Source organism: Pseudomonas sp. (genome assembly GCF_050739935.1).
GTDB lineage: Bacteria > Pseudomonadota > Gammaproteobacteria > Pseudomonadales > Pseudomonadaceae > Aquipseudomonas.
Window position 1 is genome coordinate 24,380 of sequence record NZ_JBOICF010000091.1, and the last position, 18,845, is coordinate 43,224.

General features: G+C 60.5%; 15 protein-coding genes. 8 read left to right on the top strand and 7 right to left on the bottom strand.

Translation table 11 applies throughout. The features are described from left to right. Nucleotides 1-2 precede the first annotated feature (2 nt). Together recJ and ACRER8_RS18335 are read left to right on the top strand one after the other, a co-directional pair. Nucleotides 3-1,724 (top strand): single-stranded-DNA-specific exonuclease RecJ, encoded by a 1,722-nt coding sequence (gene recJ, locus ACRER8_RS18330; RefSeq protein WP_431747632.1) that lies wholly within the window; start codon nucleotides 3-5, stop codon nucleotides 1,722-1,724. Nucleotides 1,725-1,824: 100 nt separating this feature from the next. Continuing rightward, nucleotides 1,825-2,931 (top strand): NADH:flavin oxidoreductase/NADH oxidase, encoded by a 1,107-nt coding sequence (locus ACRER8_RS18335; RefSeq protein WP_431747633.1) that lies wholly within the window; start codon nucleotides 1,825-1,827, stop codon nucleotides 2,929-2,931. A 193-nt stretch (nucleotides 2,932-3,124) separates the two neighbouring features. Here the strand turns inward: ACRER8_RS18335 and ACRER8_RS18340 are convergent, their stop codons facing one another. The 7 genes from ACRER8_RS18340 to ACRER8_RS18370 form a co-directional block, all read right to left on the bottom strand. Beyond that, nucleotides 3,125-5,548: a PAS domain S-box protein gene (locus ACRER8_RS18340; RefSeq protein WP_431747634.1), complete on the bottom strand. Its 2,424-nt coding sequence runs from the start codon at nucleotides 5,546-5,548 to the stop codon at nucleotides 3,125-3,127. Nucleotides 5,549-5,857: 309 nt separating this feature from the next. Continuing rightward, entirely contained in the window at nucleotides 5,858-7,282 is a 1,425-nt protein-coding gene (locus tag ACRER8_RS18345; protein ID WP_431747635.1) for a gamma-aminobutyraldehyde dehydrogenase, read from the bottom strand. A 204-nt stretch (nucleotides 7,283-7,486) separates the two neighbouring features. Further along, nucleotides 7,487-8,314 carry an ABC transporter permease gene (locus tag ACRER8_RS18350; RefSeq protein ID WP_431747636.1) on the bottom strand — a complete coding sequence of 276 codons (828 nt, stop codon included), beginning with the start codon at nucleotides 8,312-8,314 and terminating at the stop codon, nucleotides 7,487-7,489. Further along, complete coding sequence (locus ACRER8_RS18355) at nucleotides 8,304-9,254, bottom strand: ABC transporter permease (RefSeq protein WP_431747637.1); 951 nt, start codon at nucleotides 9,252-9,254, stop codon at nucleotides 8,304-8,306. The genes ACRER8_RS18350 and ACRER8_RS18355 overlap by 11 nt, the downstream gene beginning before the upstream one ends. A 1-nt stretch (nucleotide 9,255) precedes the next feature. Beyond that, a complete protein-coding gene (locus tag ACRER8_RS18360) occupies nucleotides 9,256-10,308 on the bottom strand; it encodes an ABC transporter ATP-binding protein (protein ID WP_431747638.1) in 1,053 nt (350 codons plus the stop codon). Nucleotides 10,309-10,515: 207 nt separating this feature from the next. Beyond that, on the bottom strand, nucleotides 10,516-11,667 hold the full coding sequence (gene ydcS / locus ACRER8_RS18365) for a putative ABC transporter substrate-binding protein YdcS (RefSeq protein ID WP_431747639.1): 1,152 nt from the start codon (nucleotides 11,665-11,667) through the stop codon (nucleotides 10,516-10,518). 262 nt (nucleotides 11,668-11,929) lie between these two features. Further along, complete coding sequence (locus ACRER8_RS18370) at nucleotides 11,930-12,235, bottom strand: hypothetical protein (protein WP_431747640.1); 306 nt, start codon at nucleotides 12,233-12,235, stop codon at nucleotides 11,930-11,932. An 84-nt stretch (nucleotides 12,236-12,319) separates the two neighbouring features. Here ACRER8_RS18370 and ACRER8_RS18375 point away from each other — a divergent pair, with 84 nt between their 5' ends. The 6 genes from ACRER8_RS18375 to ACRER8_RS18400 all read left to right on the top strand — a co-directional run bounded on the left by ACRER8_RS18375 (nucleotide 12,320) and on the right by ACRER8_RS18400 (nucleotide 18,813). Then, entirely contained in the window at nucleotides 12,320-13,051 is a 732-nt protein-coding gene (locus ACRER8_RS18375; protein ID WP_431747641.1) for a tellurite resistance TerB family protein, read from the top strand. 187 nt (nucleotides 13,052-13,238) lie between these two features. Beyond that, a protein-coding gene (prfB, locus tag ACRER8_RS18380) for a peptide chain release factor 2 (protein ID WP_431747642.1) occupies nucleotides 13,239-14,334 on the top strand; the annotation gives its coding sequence in 2 pieces (ribosomal slippage) (nucleotides 13,239-13,310 and nucleotides 13,312-14,334; 1,095 coding nt in all). A gap of 112 nt (nucleotides 14,335-14,446) precedes the next feature. Then, nucleotides 14,447-15,949 (top strand): lysine--tRNA ligase, encoded by a 1,503-nt coding sequence (lysS, locus tag ACRER8_RS18385; protein ID WP_431747643.1) that lies wholly within the window; start codon nucleotides 14,447-14,449, stop codon nucleotides 15,947-15,949. 240 nt (nucleotides 15,950-16,189) lie between these two features. After that, the gene (locus ACRER8_RS18390; RefSeq protein ID WP_431747668.1) at nucleotides 16,190-16,912 is read left to right on the top strand and encodes a TetR/AcrR family transcriptional regulator; all 723 of its coding nucleotides are present in this window, start codon (nucleotides 16,190-16,192) and stop codon (nucleotides 16,910-16,912) included. Nucleotides 16,913-16,949: 37 nt separating this feature from the next. Beyond that, nucleotides 16,950-17,507, top strand: a complete 558-nt coding sequence (locus ACRER8_RS18395; protein WP_431747644.1) for a hypothetical protein — start codon at nucleotides 16,950-16,952, stop codon at nucleotides 17,505-17,507. 28 nt (nucleotides 17,508-17,535) lie between these two features. Beyond that, on the top strand, nucleotides 17,536-18,813 hold the full coding sequence (locus ACRER8_RS18400; RefSeq protein WP_431747645.1) for a flavohemoglobin expression-modulating QEGLA motif protein: 1,278 nt from the start codon (nucleotides 17,536-17,538) through the stop codon (nucleotides 18,811-18,813). The last annotated feature ends 32 nt before the right edge of the window (nucleotides 18,814-18,845 follow it).

Consider the following 18,845-nt stretch of genomic DNA (forward strand, 5'->3'; position numbering starts at 1 on the left):
GCATGCGCATCGAATCACGCCAGTTGCCCGACACCTTGCCTTTTCTGGGCGATCTGCCGCCCTTGTTGACACGTTTGTATGCCGCTCGTGGTGTGCTGTCGCAGCACGAACTGGACAAGGGGCTGGCGCGACTGATTCCTTACCAACAGCTCAAGGGCATCGATGCGGCGGTGGACCTGCTGGTGACTGCGTTGCAGCAGCGTCAGCGCATTCTGATCGTTGGCGACTTCGATGCCGACGGCGCCACCGCCAGTACAGTGGGGGTGCTGGGGATGCGCCTGCTTGGCGCCGCGCATGTCGATTATCTGGTGCCGAACCGCTTCGAGTATGGCTACGGCCTGACCCCGGAGATCGTCAAAGTCGCCCTTGAGCGCCAGCCCGATCTGCTGATGACCGTGGACAACGGCATATCGAGTGTCGACGGCGTTGCGGCCGCCAAGGCTGCGGGCCTGCGAGTGCTGGTCACCGACCACCACTTGCCGGGCCACGAACTGCCCGCCGCCGATGCCATCGTCAATCCGAACCAGCCCGGCTGTACGTTCCCGAGCAAGGCGCTGGCCGGTGTCGGAGTGATGTTCTACGTATTGATGGCCCTGCGTGCGCGTTTGCGCGATATCGGCTGGTTCGAGGCCAATGGTCGCGCGCAACCCAATCTGGGCGAATTGCTGGATCTGGTCGCGTTGGGCAGCGTCGCCGACGTGGTGCCGCTGGACGCCAACAACCGCATTCTGGTGCATCAGGGCTTAATGCGGATTCGCGCCGGTCGTGCCCGTCCGGGGTTGCGGGCCATTCTGGAAGTGGCGCGTCGTGAGCCGTCGCGCATTACTTCCACTGACCTGGGTTTCATCCTCGGGCCACGTTTGAACGCGGCGGGGCGGCTGGATGACATGAGTCTGGGCATCGAATGCCTGCTGTGCGATGACGAGACGCTGGCGCGGGAAATGGCCGTGCAACTCGACGAACTGAATCAGGACCGCAAATCCATTGAGCAGGGCATGCAGCGCGAGGCGCTGGCCCAGCTTAGGGATCTGCCCGTGGAATCAATGCCGTTCGGCTTGTGCCTCTATGAAGCTGAATGGCACCAGGGCGTGATCGGCATCCTGGCCTCGCGTCTGAAAGAGCGTTATCACCGTCCGACGATCGCCTTCGCCAGTGCGGGTGAGGGTGAGGGTGTATTGAAAGGCTCGGCGCGCTCAGTGCCGGGTTTCCACATTCGCGACGCACTGGACGCGGTGGCGGCAAAGCATCCTGAGCTGATCAGCAAGTTCGGCGGACACGCCATGGCCGCCGGGCTTTCGTTGCCGGCCGAGAACTTCCCGGCGTTCGCTGAAGCTTTCGATGCCGAGGTGCGCCGCCAGCTCACCGAAGAAGACCTCACCGGACGCTTGCTGTCGGATGGGTCCCTGGCCGTCGAAGAGTTCCACCTGGAACTGGCACGGGCGCTGCGCAATGCCGGGCCTTGGGGGCAGCATTTTCCTGAGCCGCTGTTCCACGGCGTGTTCCAGTTGGTGGAGCAGCGCGTAGTCGGCGAGCGTCATTTGAAGATGATCCTGAAGACCGAATGCGGCACGGTGAAGCTCGATGGCATCGCGTTTGGTGTCGATCGCGATGTGTGGCCCAATCCGACCGTCCGCTGGGTCGAACTGGCCTATAAGCTCGACTTGAACGAGTTTCGCGGCAATGAAACCGTGCAACTGATGGTGGCGCATATTTCGCCGCGCTGATTCGCGCAAGACAGCAGGAACCGCCGCTTCTTTCGGGTTGTCGACTAGGCTCAAGGTTCAGAACAAAAGGAACCTTCCAACGCAACTTCGAGAGGTGCCCATGAGCCTGCTGCTTGAACCCTACACGCTACGCCAACTGACCTTGCGCAACCGCATCGCGGTATCGCCGATGTGTCAGTACTCCTCCAAGGATGGCCTGGCTAACGACTGGCATCTGGTCCATCTCGGCAGCCGAGCCGTGGGTGGCGCCGGGCTGATTTTCACCGAGGCTGCCGCTGTGACCGAAGATGGTCGCATCACGCCGGAAGACCTCGGCATCTGGAACGATGAACAGATCGAACCGCTGCAACGCATTACCCGTTTCATCACCGCTCAGGGCGCGGTAGCCGGTATCCAACTGGCCCATGCCGGACGCAAGGCGAGCACCTGGCGTCCGTGGCTGGGCAAGCAGGGCAGCATTGCTGCGGATCAGGGCGGCTGGACGCCGTGGGGGCCTTCGAAAATTGCCTTCGATCCGAAGCATACGCCGCCGACGCCGCTGGACGAGGATCAGATTCAGCAGGTGATTCAGGCGTTCGTCGCGGCCGCGAAGCGCGCCTTGACCGCGGGCTTCAAGGTGGTGGAAATCCACGCCGCCCACGGCTATCTACTGCATCAATTTCTCTCGCCATTGAGCAATCAGCGCCAGGATCAATATGGCGGCTCGTTCGACAACCGCATCCGCCTGACGCTGGAAGTCACCAAAGCGGTGCGCGACATCTGGCCTCAGGAGTTACCGCTGTTCGTGCGCGTGTCGGCCACCGATTGGGTGGAGGATGGCTGGAATCCGGATGAGACGGTCGAGCTGGCCAGGCGCCTGAAAACCCTGGGTGTCGATCTGGTGGATGTGTCGTCAGGCGGCACTGCGGCCAACGCGGAGATTCCGGTAGGACCTGGGTATCAGACTGAATTCGCCGGTCGCGTGCGCAGTGAGTCTGGCATCGCGACCGGGACAGTGGGCATGATCACCGAGCCGTTCCAGGCCGACACGATCCTGCGCACCGGTCAGGCTGATCTGATCCTGCTGGCGAGGGAGCTTTTGCGTGATCCGTACTGGCCGCTGCATGCCGATGATGATCTGGGCGGACGGCAGGCGGTATGGCCTGCGCAATATCAACGCGCGACGCATCGCGATCAGCCGATTCATGAGTCGGATTTGCGGGATTAATCGCCGCTGCACGTGGCCGTGTTCTTTATGACACACCGCAACACTGGAGGAGCCGGCTTGCTGGCGAACTCGCCGGGTCAATCACATTGATGTATCTGACCTGACGCTTTCGCCAGCAAGCCGGCTCCTACAAGGATCGCGGTAGATGCGTCGGAATCGACCCGCAGACGATGCAGGACCGGTCCGCAACCAATCATTCTTCCAGCAACACCTTCACCCGCTCACTGAGCACCGGTATCGAAAACGGTTTGGTCAGCACATGCATCCCTCGCTCGAGCCGTCCTTCACCCAACGCCGTTTTTTCCGCATAACCGGTCACGAACAGCACCTTCAGGCCTGGGCGCAACGAGCGGGCTGCGTCGGCCAGCTGCCGACCGTTCATGCCGCCGGGCAGCCCGACATCCGACACCAGCAGATCAATGCTTTGTCGGGTTTGCAGAATCTCCAGCGCCGTCGCGCCATTGTCCGCCTCCAGCACGCGATAGCCTTGATCGGTCAGTACTTCGGCGACCAGTGCACGGACTGAGGGCTCGTCATCCACCACCAGCACCGTTTCCCCTCCTGCCACATAGTTGGCCGGTTCATGCGGCGCGGATGGCTCTGACTCCACCACAACGACGTCACTCTGAGCCGGCAGGAAAATGCACACCTGCGTGCCTTTGCCCAGCGTCGACTGAATGCGCACGCCGCCGCCTGACTGCCGGGCAAAACCATAAATCATCGACAGCCCCAGGCCCGTACCCATGCCGATGGGTTTGGTGGTGAAAAACGGATCGAACGCCCGCTTGACCACGTCGCTGGTCATGCCACTGCCGTTGTCGCTGACGCATAGCGCAACATAGTTGCCCTCGGGGAGTTCGAGCTCACGCGTATCAGAGCCATCGACAGTTTTGTTGCAGGTCTCGATCAGCAATTGTCCGCCATCAGGCATCGCATCCCGAGCATTGAGGCACAGATTGAGCAGGGCGTTTTCCAGTTGATGCGAGTCCACCAGCGTTGCCCACAAGCCGCGCGTGGCGATCACATCCATGGCGATGGAGGGGCCGACAGTGCGGCGGATCAGTTCGGCCATGCCATCGACCAGTTGATCGACGTCGGTAGGTTTGGGATCAAGCGTCTGTCGTCGAGAAAACGCCAGCAGCCGATGAGTGAGCGCGGCAGCCCGACGTGATCCTTCCAGTGCTGCGTTGATGTAGCGCCCGAGGTTTTCGGTCCGACCGTCGGCGACACGCTTTTTCAGCAGTTCGATATTGCCGCTGACGCCCATCAGCAAGTTGTTGAAGTCATGCGCCAGACCGCCCGTGAGCTGACCAACAGCCTCCATTTTCTGGGATTGTCGTAACGCTTCTTCGGCGGTGCGCAGGGCTTCGGAGCGTTCCTTTTCGACGGTCATGTGTTTGCCGAGCGCGAAGAATCGCCCGGTATCGGGCGCTGCGGTCCAACCAATCCAGCGATAGGTCCCGTCTTTGTGCCGGTAGCGGTTCTCGACCAGCGGCAGCACGCCGTCAGTGGCGTGGAGCAAAGCCATCGTGCTGGAGGCCAGATCATCGGGATGGGCCAGCGCCAGCACATGAGTGCCGATCAGCTCGGCCGGTTCATAGCCCAGAACGGTGGTCCATGCCGGATTTAGGCGCAAAAACAGGCCGTCGAAATCCACCATTGCCAGCAAGTCCGGCGAAATGTCCCAGAGACAGTTGAGTTCTGCCGTCCTGGCGGCCAGCGCCTCGGCCTGCTGCTTTTCCGTGGTGATGTCCCTGGCGCTGCAATACATCTTGCCGCTCTCGGGCACTGCGACCCAGGACAGCCAGCGATAACTGCCGTCGTTGCGTCGATAGCGGTTTTCCAGATTCAGCACCGGTTGATTTCTAGCCAATGCAGCAAAGGCATCCTGGCTTCTCGCCCTGTCATCGGGATGAATCAAATCGGTGAAAGCAAAAGCGGCCAGCTCGTCCTCGGACCAGCCCAGCACCCGACGCCAGGCCGGATTGGTGGTTGCGAAGCGCAGGTCAGCGGTCATGACCGAGAGCAGGTCGGGGCTGACTTGCCACGTCAGTCCGCGTTCGTGCGCGCGCTCGATCACCTGACGTTCGAGATCGGCGATCAGCTCAAGTCTGCGCTTCTCGCTGGCCCTTAACGCACGCTGATCAAGCACCCGGCGCGTGGTTTCGTTGGTGACACAGAACAAGCCGACCACTTCGTTGTGCTCATCGATCATCGGCGAGAACGAAAACGACCACCACGTACGCTCGATCTCTCCATAGCGCGCCATGGTCAGAGGCAAGTCCTCGCATTCGTACGACTTCCCTTTAAACGCAATGTCCGCCAAGGGCTGTACCTGACTCCAGACGTCCGACCACAACTCGTGAAACCGCGCGCCCATGGCCCGATCCCTTCGCGGGCCAAGAATGGGGGCGTAAGCGTCGTTGTAGAAAAACAGCCGGTCAGGACCCCAGACCACGTACATCGATTCGGGAGAATTGAGCATCAGATTCAGATGGATCTTCAACGCGGCAGGCCACTGCTCGATAGGCCCGAGGGTCGTCGCGCTCCAGTCGATCTCCGCAATGATACGACCTGCCTCACTGTCGCCTGCGGGGAAACGGGGATATCTGGTCAACGAGGCAAACTCCAGTGGGGGATCAGCGTACGAAGCCGGATTGAGAAAATCCTCACTATTCATATCCGATTGAATGGTTGGTGGGTGTCTATTCGAATTTAAGGTATTCGAAAGGATATCGGTAAGCCCCGGGCCAAGGCGTGGCAGCGTCTGAAATGTTGACCATGAAGCAGCGTGGGGGTTGCGTGTGATATCACATTCTAATCAGTTTAAGCGCTCCTCTGTAGCCGCTCGGCTTGTCGGGGAGGCGGGCTTAGGATTGCCGCCGCCGGCAAGCCGGACTGCTACAGCAGATTGACCCCGAATTCCTCAATGCTTGAACATCACATGCCGCACGGCGGTGTAGTCCTCCAGGCCGTACATGGACATGTCTTTCCCGTAGCCAGACAACTTCTGACCGCCGTGGGGCATTTCGCTGATGAGCATGAAGTGGGTGTTGACCCAGGTGCAGCCGTATTGCAGGCGTGCCGAGAGACGATGGGCACGGCCGACGTCCTGGGTCCAGACCGACGAGGCCAGGCCGTAGTCCGAATCGTTGGCCCAACCGAGCACTTGGGCTTCATTTTCAAACTGAGTCACCGATACTACGGGCCCGAACACTTCTCGGCGTACGATTTCGTCGTCCTGCTGAGCGTCGGCGATCACTGTCGGCTGAAAGAAGAAACCGTTGCCCTCGATCGCCTTGCCGCCGGTGATCAGACGGGTGTGGGACTGGGCGACGGCGCGCTCGACGAAGCCGGTGACGCGGTCGCGATGCTGAGCGGTGATCAGCGGGCCCAGCTCGGTTTCAGCGTCATCCTGCGGCCCCACTTTGATCGTGCTGACCGCCTCGCCGAGTTTCTGCACGAATTGCTCGTAGATGCCTTTCTGCGCATAGATACGGCAGGCGGCGGTGCAATCCTGGCCTGCGTTGTAGAAACCGAACGTGCGAATGCCTTCGACAGCAGCGTCGATGTCGGCGTCGTCGAAGATGATCACCGGCGCCTTGCCGCCCAGTTCCATGTGCATGCGTTTGACGCTGTCGGCGGTGCTGGAAATGATGTGCGAACCGGTGGCGATGGAGCCGGTCAGCGAGACCATGCGCACCTTCGGATGCGTCACCAGCGGATTGCCGACTGTCTGGCCGCGACCGAATACCAGGTTCAGTACACCCGCGGGAAAGATGTCGTTGGCCAGTTCCACTAGCCGCAGCGCCGTCAGCGGCGTCTGCTCCGAGGGCTTGAGCACCACCGTGTTGCCTGTGGCCAGGGCTGGGGCGATTTTCCAGGCGACCATCATCAACGGGTAGTTCCACGGCGCAATCGAGGCGACCACACCCACGGGGTCGCGTCGAATCATCGAGGTGTGCCCCGGCAGGTATTCACCCGCCGCGGCTCCGCCCATGCAGCGGCTGGCGCCGGCGAAGAAACGGAACACGTCGGCAATCGCCGGGAGCTCATCGTTCAACGCCGCGTGATAAGGCTTGCCGCAGTTGTCCGATTCCAGTCTGGCGAGTTCCTCGGCATTGGTGTCGATGGCGTCGGCCAGTTTCAGCAGCAACAGCGAACGGTCTTTCGGCGCGGTCTGCGACCAATTGTCGAAAGCGGCATCGGCGGCGCGCACGGCGGTGTCGACCTGGCCTTCGCTGGCTTCGTTGATCTCCACCAGCACACGGCCCAACGCGGGGTTGAACACCGGTTGCGCGGGACCTTCACCGACGACCAGATGGCCATTGATCAGCAGTTTGGTTTGCATGGGTTTGTCCTCTTGTTGATTTGTTTTGAATGCGTCGTGCCGACACGCTGGCCGCTGAATATCTATTGGGTGGAACGCTGTCTGTGGGAGCAAGTCATTCGCGAGACGTCGGCACAACCGATACGTATCTGTCGGCAATGACACCGATTCACGAATGAATTCGCTCCTACAAGGGGTCAACGGCGCATCCTGGTAACGCTGTGTTTATTTTCCGCCACTCCCGGCCACGCCCTCACCGCCCCGAGTGAGGTAATACGCCCCCAGAATCGGCAGCATGGTCACGATCATCACCAGCATCGCGACGACGTTGGTCACCGGTACATCCCGAGGACGGCTGAGTTGGTTGAGCAGCCAGATCGGCAAGGTCCGCTCATGACCCGCGGTAAAGGTGGTGACGATGATTTCGTCGAACGACAGCGCGAACGCCAGCATCCCGCCCGCCAGCAATGCCGAGCCGAGGTTGGGCATGATGATGTAGCGAAAGGTCTGCCAACCGTCGGCGCCCAGATCCATCGAGGCTTCGATCAGGCTGTGGGACGTGCGGCGCAGGCGGGCTATGACGTTGTTGTAGACGATCACCACGCAGAAGGTCGCGTGGCCGACGATGATGGTGAACATCCCCGGCTCGATCCCCAACGTCTTGAACGCGGACAGCAGCGCAAGCCCTGTGATGATGCCGGGCAGGGCGATAGGCAGGATCAGCATCAGCGAAATGCCGTCCTTGCCGAAAAAATCGCGCCGGTACAACGCCGCCGACGCCAACGTGCCCAGCACTATCGCGATCAGCGTGGCGACACAGGCGATCTGCAGCGACAGCTTGATCGACTCCAGCACATCAGGCCGCGAGAACGCCACGCTGAACCACTTCAGAGTGAAGCCTTGCAGGGGAAAGCTGAAGGCGGCGTCTTGGGTGTTGAAGGCGTAGACGAAGATGATCAGGATCGGGAAGTGCAAAAACACCAGCCCGCCCCAAGCCGCGAATTTCAGGCCCCACGAGGCCTGGTCACCTTGTTTTAAAGGCTTAGAGCGCATCGAAAGCCCCCAGTCGTTTGACGATGGACAAATAAATGGCGATCAGCACGATCGGCACCAGGGTGAACGCCGCGGCCATGGGCATGTTGCCGATGGCGCCTTGCTGGGCATAGACCATGCTGCCAATGAAGTAACCAGGAGGGCCGATCAATTGCGGCACGATGAAGTCGCCCAGGGTCAGCGAAAACGTAAAGATGGAACCGGCGGCGATACCCGGCACCGACAGCGGCAGGATCACCTGCATGAAGGTTTGCCGAGGCTTGGCGCCAAGGTCCGCCGAGGCCTGCAGCAAGGATGGCGGCAGGCGCTCCAGCGAGGCCTGGATCGGCAGAATCATGAATGGCAGCCAGATATAGACGAAGACCATGAAGCGCCCCAGATGCGAGGTCGACAAGGTACTGCCGCCCACACCGGGAATGTCCAGCATCAGCTGCAATACCGGCTCCAGTCCCAGATGCTGAACGAACCATTGCGCAACGCCGCCCTTGGCCAGCAGCAGGGTCCAGGCGTACGCCTTGACGATGTAACTGGCCCACATCGGCATCATCACCGCGATATAGAAAAACGCCTTAGTCTTGCCGGTGGTGTAGCGCGCCATGTAGTAGGCGATGGGAAAGGCCACGACCGCACTGACGATGGACACGACGATGGCCATGCTCAGCGTGCGCTGAATCACGTCGAAGTTGGCCGGGTTGAACAACGCGGCGAAGTTGGCCAGGGTCAGGTCCGGGGTCACCGCCATGCTGAAATCGTCGAAGGTGTAGAACCCTTGCCACAGCAGGCCCAGCAATGAGCCGAGATAGATCGCGCCGAACCACAGCAGCGGCGGGATCAGCAACAGCGACAGGTACAGATTCGGCCGTCGATAGAGCAGATTGGCGAAGCGCCGCAGAGGCGATTGGCCGTGCGTTGGCGCCGAGTGAACGAGTGTCTGGTTCATCTCAAGGGGTCTCGCTCACGGCGCTTTCCGTTGCAACGTCATGTAATGGAATCATCGCCTCGCGCGCCCAGCGTGCGCAGATGCGCTGGCCTGTCTGGTGCTGCGCGCCGGTGTCCAGCCATTGGGTATTGGGCTGGCTGACGCTCAGGGTTTGGCCGTTGTCCAGCTTCAGCTCGTAGCGGGTGGCGCTGCCTTGATACTGGATGTCGTGGAGCAGACCGCTGACTTCGATTTCGTGGCTGGGCACCGGGCCTTCGGCGAAGCGGATGTGCTCGGGGCGAATGGAAAAGGCGGTGGGATTGCCGCTCAACTGCTGCGCCAGTTCGCCACGCAGCACATTGGAGGTGCCGACGAACTCAGCGACGAAGGTGGTCGCCGGCTTCATGTACAGATTGCGCGGCGTGTCGACCTGCTCGATGCGGCCCTTATTGAACACCGCGACCCGATCCGACATCGACAATGCCTCGGTCTGATCGTGGGTGACGAAAATAAACGTGATGCCCAGTTGGCGCTGTAGCTTTTTCAGCTCGCTCTGCATCTGTTCGCGCAGCTTGAGGTCGAGGGCGCCGAGGGGCTCGTCCAGCAGCAAGACGCGCGGGCGGTTGACCAAGGCCCGAGCCAAGGCCACGCGCTGGCGCTGCCCGCCGGACAACTGCACCGGCTTGCGCTCGCCATAGCCCCCCAGGGCAACCATGCTCAGGGCTTCTTCAGCGCGAGCCAGGCGTTCGCTCTTGCCGACGCCCTTGACCTTCAGGCCATAGGCGACGTTATCGCGTACGTTCATGTGCGGGAACAGGGCGTAATCCTGAAACACCGTGTTGACGTCACGCTGGTAGGGCGCAAGGCCCGTGGCTTCTTCGCCGTGAATGCGAATCGAGCCGGCGCTGGGTTGTTCGAAGCCTGCGATCAGGCGCAGGCAGGTGGTCTTGCCCGAACCCGAGGGGCCGAGCATGGAAAAGAACTCGCCGTCCTTGATGTCGATAGAGACCCGATCAACTGCCTTCACTTCGCCGAATTGACGGGAAACCTGGGTGAACTGGACTGCAAGGGTCATGGGTGAAACCTCAAGTGAAAGCGAACGCCGGCGAGGCGGGTCCGCCCGGTGTATCAATGCGTATTGCTGGAGACGGGGCAGGCAACCCCGGGTTCCCTGTGGCAGCGGATTCCCGCGAGGCGGCGGCACATCTGCATCATCTTTGTCTGATGCGCCGCTATCGCGAATGAATTCGCTCCCACAGAGGGAAAAGCCCGGGCGACGGCACTAACGCCCGCCCATGATCGCGATGTAATCCTGAGTCCAGCGGCTGTACGGCACGTATTTGCCGCCCTCGGCCTGCGGGGTTTTCCAGAAGGCAATCTTGTCGAACAGGTCGAAGCCGTTGGTGGAGCAACCCTCGGCGCCGAGCAGATCACTGGCCTTGCACGCGGCAGGTACTACCGGCAGCGAACCGAACCAGGCCGCAATGTCGCCCTGGACTTTCGGCTGCAGCGACCAGTCCATCCACTTGTAGGCGCAGTTCGGGTGCTTGGCGTCGGCGTGCAGCATGGTGGTATCTGCCCAACCGGTCGCGCCTTCCTGCGGGATGGTCGAAGCCACAGGCTGTTTGTCGGCGACCAGCCCATTGACCATGTAGCCCCAGGAGCTCGACGCCGCCACGCCTTCGTTTTTCACGTCGCTCATCTGCACCGTCGCGTCATGCCAGTAGCGGTGCACCAGCGGCTGCTGCGCGCGCAACAGATCGAGCACGGCCTTGTACTGGGTTTCGTCCAGTTGATACGGGTCTTCGATCTTCAGCTCAGGCTTGGCCGTCTTCAGATAAAGCGCGGCGTCGGCAATGTAGATTGGGCCGTCATAAGCCTGCACGCGGCCTTTGTTCGGCTTGCCATCGGGCAGATCCTGCGCCTCGAATACCACGCTCCAGCTCACCGGCGGGGTCTTGAACACGTTGGTGTTGTACATCAGCACGTTCGGGCCCCACTGATAAGGCGTGCCATACGACTGCTTGTTGACGGTGTACCACGGGCCGTCCTTCAGGCGCGGGTCGAGGGTTTTCCAGTTGGGAATCAGATCGGTGTTGATCGGCTGCACCCGCTTGCCTGCCACCAGTCGCAGCGATGCATCGCCGGACGCCGTTACCAGGTCATAGCCACCCTTGGTCATCAGACTGACCATCTCGTCGGAGGTCGCAGCCGTCTTGACGTTGACCTTGCAACCGGTCTCCTTCTCGAAACCGGTGACCCAGTCATAGGCCTTGTCGCTTTCGCCCCGTTCGATGTACCCCGGCCATGCCACGATATCCAGCTGGCCTTCGCCATCGCCGACAGCCTTGAGCGTTTCTGCCGCCTGCAACGTGCCGCTGGCAAACAACGCGGTGATGATGGCGCTCATAAGCACGGTTTTTTGCACTGACATGGGGGTTCCCTCGTTATTGATGTTTTTGGGCAGGGTGGAACCAGTTGTGAGCCGCAAGCTACAAGCTGAAAGTGTTCGTCGCGCCCACTCTTACTTGTAGCCGGGAAATACAGTTGCTTCTGCGTTTTTCTTATTGCTTTGAGCTCGGAACTGACGCTGCCTTGAAGCTCGAAGCTGGCCGGCGGCGACGGACTCAAAAACGCACCTCCGGCATGCCGCACTGCTACCCGTAGGTGACCGTCTGAACATGTTTGAAACAGTCTCAGATAGACCCAGAGCCTAGTGCCACATCCAGTCGTCGACAAATTCTTAATACCGAACGCAGCTTTCGACTGAATCGATGGCCGTGTCGAGGATGCGGCTGTTCCCAGGCGACGCCGAGAAAAGGATCGACGAGCGAAGCACGCGCAGGGCCGCGAGGCCAGGCCAGGCCGACGTTCTGGGTTTGTGTCGGGTCGGTAATCGGCCGGGCTTCGGTAATTTCGCCTGCCAGTGACCAGCCGAAAGTGACGCTGCACACGTTGACCGAGGCCATGCGCAGCCCGGTGGCACATTTGGTCTGCAACATCTGGAAGCACACCTGAAAACCGGCTGCGATGACTTGGACTTACCCTGCGGGTCGAATCGTCTATTCCATTTCAGGAGGTTTCTTATGAACACCCGTGGCTTGCTCGATCAACTGCTGAAATCCGGTCAGGACTTGCTGCAGAGCAAGACGGGCGGCGCTGCGCACTCCGACCCGCAGGGCAAAGGTGGCTTGGGTGGACTCAATGACCTGCTTGGCAAAGTGGGTGGGGGCAATCTCGGTGGATTCTTGTCAGGCGGCAGTGGGGGAGCATTGGCCGCCGGGGCGATGGGGCTACTGCTGGGCAACAAAAGCGCGCGTAAGATCGGTGGCAAGGCCCTGACCTATGGCGGGCTGGCGGCGTTGGGCGTGCTGGCGTACAAGGCCTACGGCAACTGGCAGGCGAATCAGCCGGGCGCGACGTCGGGTCAGCCACAAACGGTCGACCGCGTGCCGCCGGCGCAGGTCGAGCAACACAGCGAAGCGATTCTGCGGGCGCTGGTCGCGGCGGCCAAGGCCGATGGGCATGTGGACGACAACGAGCGTCAGTTGATTGAGGGCGAATTCAATCGGCTGACTGGCGACCAGCAATTGCAGCACTGGCTACATGCTGAATTGAACAAGCCGCTGGACCCTGCGGACGTCGCCCGATCGGCTCGCACACCGGAAATCGCCGCCGAGATGTACCTGGCCAGCGTGATGATGGTCGATGAAGAGCACTTCATGGAGCGCGCGTATCTGGATGAGCTGGCCAAACAACTCAAGATCGAGCCGGGGCTCAAGGCAGAGCTGGAAGCTCAGGTGCGCCAGGCGCAGTAAATAAAAAGAGCTGCTGTAGCAGTCCGGCGTGCCGGTGGCGGCGATCGTGCAAATGCCACCGCCGGCAAGCCGGACCGCTAAACGGGCTATGAACTGCTTCCTGGCCCTGCCCAACGGGCTGCCATCCCCGCGGCGGCTCAGGTATACTCGCCGGCTTTGTAAATTTCGCCTGCGAGTGCTGCCCACCATGGAAATCAACCCGATCCTAAACAGCATCAAGGACCTGTCCGAGCGCTCCGAAGCCATTCGGGGGTATCTTTGACTACGATCACAAAAGTGATCGTCTGACCGAAGTCAACCGCGAGCTCGAAGATCCAGCCGTCTGGAATAACCCGTCGTACGCCCAGGAGCTTGGCCGCGAACGTTCGTTGCTGGCGCAAATCGTCGAAACGCTCGACGAAATGACTTCCGGCCTGGCCGATGCCAAAGACCTGCTGGACATGGCTGTCGAAGAAGATGACGAAGGCGCTGTCGCCGATGTCGTCACTGAAGTCGACCGCCTGCGCGAGTCTCTGGAAAAACTGGAATTCCGCCGTATGTTCAGCGGCGACATGGATGCCAACAACGCCTACCTCGACATCCAGGCCGGTTCCGGCGGGACCGAGGCTCAGGACTGGGCCAACATCTTGCTGCGCATGTATCTGCGCTGGGCCGACAAACGCGGTTTCGACGCCACCATCATGGAACTGTCGGCCGGTGAAGTCGCCGGTATCAAGGGCGCGACCGTGCACATCAAGGGCGAATACGCCTTTGGCTGGCTGCGTACCGAAATCGGTGTGCACCGCTTGGTCCGCAAGAGCCCGTTCGACTCCGGCAACCGTCGTCACACCTCGTTCTCGGCAGTGTTCGTATCGCCGGAAATCGACGACAACATCGAAATCGACATCAACCCTGCAGACCTGCGCATCGACACCTATCGTTCATCCGGTGCCGGTGGTCAGCACGTTAACACCACCGACTCGGCGGTTCGTATCACCCACGTACCGACCAACACCGTGGTCAGCTGCCAGAACGAACGTTCCCAGCACGCGAACAAGGACACCGCCATGAAAATGCTGCGGGCCAGGTTGTACGAGCAGGAAGTTCAGAAGCGTAACGCGGCATCGCAGGCGCTGGAAGAAACCAAGTCCGACATCGGCTGGGGTCACCAGATTCGTTCATACGTACTCGATGCCTCACGCATCAAGGATTTGCGTACCAGCGTCGAACGCAGCGACTGCGACAAGGTGCTCGACGGCGACCTCGACGAATACCTGATCGCGAGCCTCAAGCAGGGGCTGTAATCGAGACACCACCGTTGCGGGCCTGCGCGTCAGACGACGACGGCCCGCGATCCCGCGCCGCACATTCCGGGCTGGCCAGGGGCAATGAAACCGTGATGGAAAATCTAAAGACATGAGCGACCAACAACTCGACCCGCAAGCCCAGCAACAGGAAGAAAACACCCTGATCGCCCTGCGCAAGGAAAAGCTTGCTGCCGAGCGCGCCAGGGGCAACGCCTTCCCGAACGACTTCCGTCGCGAAAACTACTGCAACGACCTGCAGAAACAGTACGCGGACAAGACCAAGGAAGAGCTGGCTGAGGCGGCGATTCCGGTCAAGGTTGCGGGTCGCATCATGCTTAACCGTGGCTCGTTCATGGTGATTCAGGACATGACCGGTCGCATTCAGGTCTACGTCAACCGCAAGACGCTGCCCGAGGAAACCCTGGCCGCGGTCAAAACCTGGGACATGGGCGACATCATCGCCACCGAAGGCACGCTGGCCCGTTCCGGCAAGGGCGATCTGTACGTCGAGATGACCAGCGTGCGTCTGCTGACCAAATCGCTGCGTCCTCTGCCTGACAAACACCACGGCCTGACCGACACCGAGCAACGCTATCGTCAGCGCTACGTCGACCTGATCGTCAACGAAGACGTGCGTCAGACCTTCCGCGTACGCTCGCAGGTCATCGCCCACATCCGCAGCTTCCTGATGAAACGCGACTTCCTCGAAGTCGAAACCCCAATGCTGCAGACCATTCCTGGTGGTGCGGCGGCCAAGCCGTTCGAAACCCACCACAACGCCCTGGACATGGAAATGTTCCTGCGTATCGCGCCGGAGCTGTACCTCAAGCGTCTGGTGGTTGGTGGCTTCGAAAAAGTGTTCGAGATCAACCGCAACTTCCGTAACGAAGGTGTCTCGACCCGTCACAACCCGGAATTCACCATGTTGGAGTTCTATCAGGCTTACGCCGATTACGAAGACAACATGGACCTGACCGAAGAGTTGTTCCGTGAGTTGGCTCAGCTGGTTCTGGGCAGCACCGACGTGCCGTACGGCGACAAGGTGTTCCACTTCGGCGAGCCGTTCGCGCGCCTTTCGGTGTTCGACTCGATCCTCAAGTACAACCCCGAGCTGAGCGCCGACGATCTGAACGACATCGACAAGGCGCGTGCCATCGCCAAGAAAGCCGGCGCCAAGGTGCTGGGCTTCGAAGGTCTGGGCAAACTGCAGGTGATGATTTTCGAAGAGCTGGTCGAGCACAAGCTCGAGCAGCCGCACTTCATCACTCAGTACCCGTTCGAAGTGTCGCCGCTGGCCCGTCGCAACGACGACAACCCGAACGTCACCGACCGTTTCGAGCTGTTCATCGGTGGTCGTGAAATCGCCAACGCTTACTCCGAGTTGAACGACGCGGAAGACCAGGCCGAGCGTTTCATGGCCCAGGTGGCCGACAAGGACGCAGGCGACGACGAAGCGATGCACTACGACGCTGACTTCGTTCGTGCCCTGGAATACGGCATGCCGCCGACCGCAGGCGAGGGCATCGGTATCGACCGTCTGGTCATGCTGCTGACCAACTCCCCGTCGATCCGCGACGTGATCCTGTTCCCGCACATGCGGCCGCAAGCTTAAGTGTCAAAAACAAGCCGCCTTAACCGGGCGGCTTTTTTTTGTCTGTGGCCGCAATGCGCATTAACTGTGGGAGCGAATTCATTCGCGAAAATGGTACATCCGATAAAGGTGTATCGGCTGGCTCACTGCATCGCGAATGAATTCGCTCCCACAGTGAGTCCCATGCTTGCCCGCTAAGCATGTACATGCTGGCCTTCCGTCCCCGCACTGACTGAAAAAGGAAACCCCGTCGTGAATCGCATGATCGCTCAAAAGGGAGCCGCCGGCCTGGCCACGGCCGTCGCGCAGAGTGTTCAGTACCAAGGCCGCAAGGCCAGCCGGCAGGGCAGTGAGCAGCGTCGGCAACAGATTCTCGACGCAGCCATGCGCATCCTCATTCGTGATGGCGTGCGCGCTGTTCGTCATCGCGCCGTGGCGGCCGAAGCGCAAGTGCCGTTGTCGGCCACCACTTACTACTTCAAGGACATCGATGACCTGCTCACCGATGCCTTCGCGCAATACGTCGAACGCAGCGCCGCCTACATGGCCAAACTCTGGACCAACACCGAAGACCTGCTGCGCGAGATGGTCGCGCGCAACGACGGCAGCGCCCAGGCCCGGGCACGGCTGGCCGACGAGATCGCGCGCATGACCATGGAATACGTGCGCCACCAGTTGCTGACGCGTCGCGACCAACTGATCGCCGAGCACGCGTTTCGCCTGGAAGCGCTGATCAATCCGCGCCTGGCGCCTCTGGTCGCTGCGCACCAGCAAATTCTTTTGCAGGGAAGTGCCCAGTTTCTCGAGGTCATGGGCTCGACCCAACCGCAAGTGGATGCTCAGGTGTTGACGGGGATTATCGGGCGGATGGAATATCAAGGGCTGCTCGAAGGTTTGCGCCCCGACGCAGACAACGAAATGCTCGCTATTCTTACTCGCCAGATGCATCTGGTGCTGGGCACCGCCCGACCATTGGCTGACTGAGAACGTTTGATTTCAGGAATCACCTTCAGGAGAAGCGATGAAAGTCTGGAGCGTCTTGCTCGCCTTGTCGTTCGCGCTGTTGAGCGGATGTCTGGTGACTTTCAAGGACCCGATTCCGACCAGCGATACCGCGCCGCCGAAACTGCTCGGCACCTGGACCAGCAAGAACGCCTGGGGCGAGCCGCTGGAACTGGAAATCAGCCGTGCCGGCGCCAACCAGTACAAGGCGGTCAGCTATCGCAAGGGCGATCGCAAAAACCGTGACGAATACGCCTTCACCGTGTCCCGGCATGGCAGCCGCTGGTACGTCTCGGCCGCGCTGCCGCAGAAGTACGGCGCCAATTACGTGATCGGCGGTTTCGACCTGATCGACAATGACAACGCCGCCGACGAACTGGTGATCTACGACCTGGATCTTGAGCGCATGCAGCAGTTGGTGGAGCAGAAGACTTTCGAGGGCCAGCCGATCGAAACCGAGAAGGGCGACGGCGTGCTGATCACCACTTCGATGGATAAAGTGTTCGCCTACCTGGACGACACGGCAAATTCCGACGTCTTTCTCAAGGCGGCTCAATATCAGCGCATGACCAAATAGCGCAACGGGTTAATCAAAGGGGTACTGGGTGGACGAATACCAGCAGACCATTCGCACGCTGTCCGACCGCATCGTGTTGGCGCAGACGCCGATTCGCGTGCTCGATGCGGTGAAGTGGGACGACAGCATCCGCAAGAGTTTCCTCGCTACCAAGGGCAAGCAACTGCCCGAAATCGATCGCGCCTACTACGAGAATCGCCCGCTGGGGTTCGATTCCGGGGCGTTGAAGCTCGAGTTCCAGAACATTGAACGGGACATTACCCGGCAGCTTGGGCAGTTCAACCCGGTCGGGCAGATCATGCGCCGCATGTGCAAAGAGTACCGCATGGTCATCCGCATGCTCGAAGCGCGCGGCACACCGGATTTCGGGTTGATCTCCCAGGAACTGTACGGTGCGGCTTCCGACGCGTTTCACGCCGGTGACCCAACCTTGTCCGACCTTGGTCTGATGCTCTCTGATTACCTGAACAACATCGCCGGGCGTGGCGACCTCAAGGACGAGCCCAAAACGCTGAACGCCAAGGACGCGGTGGCAATGCTGCAGAGCCGTTTGAATCGCACGTTTGGCGAGGCGGAAGGAACCATTCGCGTGTTCGAGTCCGATGGTATCGTCGCCGACGCGGCGGCGGGCGCCGACTACATCAAGATTCGCAGCGACGCGATGTTCAACGAGCGTGATGTGCGTGCGCTGGAGGTCCATGAAGGGCTGGTGCATGTCGGCACGACACTCAATGGTCTGAATCAGCCGATCTGCACCTTCCTCGCCAAAGGGCCACCATCGTCCACCGTCACTCAGGAAGGCCTGGCGATACTGATGGAGGTGATCGGCTTTGCGTCATACCCGAGCCGTCTGCGTAAACTCACCAACCGCACCCGCGCCATTCACATGGCTGAAGCGGGGGCGGATTTTCTGCAGGTGTTCGAGTTCTACCGCGACCAGGGCTTCGGCATGTCGGAAAGCTACGGCAACGCCAGTCGCGTTTTCCGTGGTTCGGTGCCTGATGGCCTGCCGTTCACCAAGGATTTGTCCTACCTCAAGGGCTTCATCATGGTTTACAACTACATCCAGTTGGCCGTGAGAAAGGGCAAGCTTGAGCAGGTGCCTTTACTGTTCTGCGGCAAGACCACGCTGGAAGACATGCGCACCTTGCGTCAGCTGGTGGATGAAGGTCTGGTGGTGCCGCCCAAATACCTGCCCGACCAGTTCCGCGATATGAACGCGCTGTCGGCATGGATGTGCTTCTCCAACTTCCTCAACCATCTGAGCCTGGACCGGATCGAGGCCGATTATTCGAATATCCTATAGGTCGTCCATCACTATTGCGGACAGCGTGTTGT

Excerpts from the sequence above, each read along its gene's own strand:
- ACRER8_RS18360 (WP_431747638.1), bottom strand. The coding sequence starts at position 10,308 with ATGACCCTTGCAGTCCAGTTCACCCAGGTTTCCCGTCAATTCGGCGAA.
- ACRER8_RS18345 (WP_431747635.1), bottom strand. The coding sequence starts at position 7,282 with ATGCAAACCAAACTGCTGATCAATGGCCATCTGGTCGTCGGTGAAGGT.
- recJ (WP_431747632.1), top strand. The coding sequence starts at position 3 with ATGCGCATCGAATCACGCCAGTTGCCCGACACCTTGCCTTTTCTGGGC.
- ACRER8_RS18370 (WP_431747640.1), bottom strand. The coding sequence starts at position 12,235 with ATGTTGCAGACCAAATGTGCCACCGGGCTGCGCATGGCCTCGGTCAAC.
- ACRER8_RS18375 (WP_431747641.1), top strand. The coding sequence starts at position 12,320 with ATGAACACCCGTGGCTTGCTCGATCAACTGCTGAAATCCGGTCAGGAC.
- ACRER8_RS18355 (WP_431747637.1), bottom strand. The coding sequence starts at position 9,254 with ATGAACCAGACACTCGTTCACTCGGCGCCAACGCACGGCCAATCGCCT.
- ydcS (WP_431747639.1), bottom strand. The coding sequence starts at position 11,667 with ATGTCAGTGCAAAAAACCGTGCTTATGAGCGCCATCATCACCGCGTTG.
- ACRER8_RS18390 (WP_431747668.1), top strand. The coding sequence starts at position 16,190 with ATGATCGCTCAAAAGGGAGCCGCCGGCCTGGCCACGGCCGTCGCGCAG.
- ACRER8_RS18350 (WP_431747636.1), bottom strand. The coding sequence starts at position 8,314 with ATGCGCTCTAAGCCTTTAAAACAAGGTGACCAGGCCTCGTGGGGCCTG.
- ACRER8_RS18335 (WP_431747633.1), top strand. The coding sequence starts at position 1,825 with ATGAGCCTGCTGCTTGAACCCTACACGCTACGCCAACTGACCTTGCGC.
- ACRER8_RS18395 (WP_431747644.1), top strand. The coding sequence starts at position 16,950 with ATGAAAGTCTGGAGCGTCTTGCTCGCCTTGTCGTTCGCGCTGTTGAGC.
- lysS (WP_431747643.1), top strand. The coding sequence starts at position 14,447 with ATGAGCGACCAACAACTCGACCCGCAAGCCCAGCAACAGGAAGAAAAC.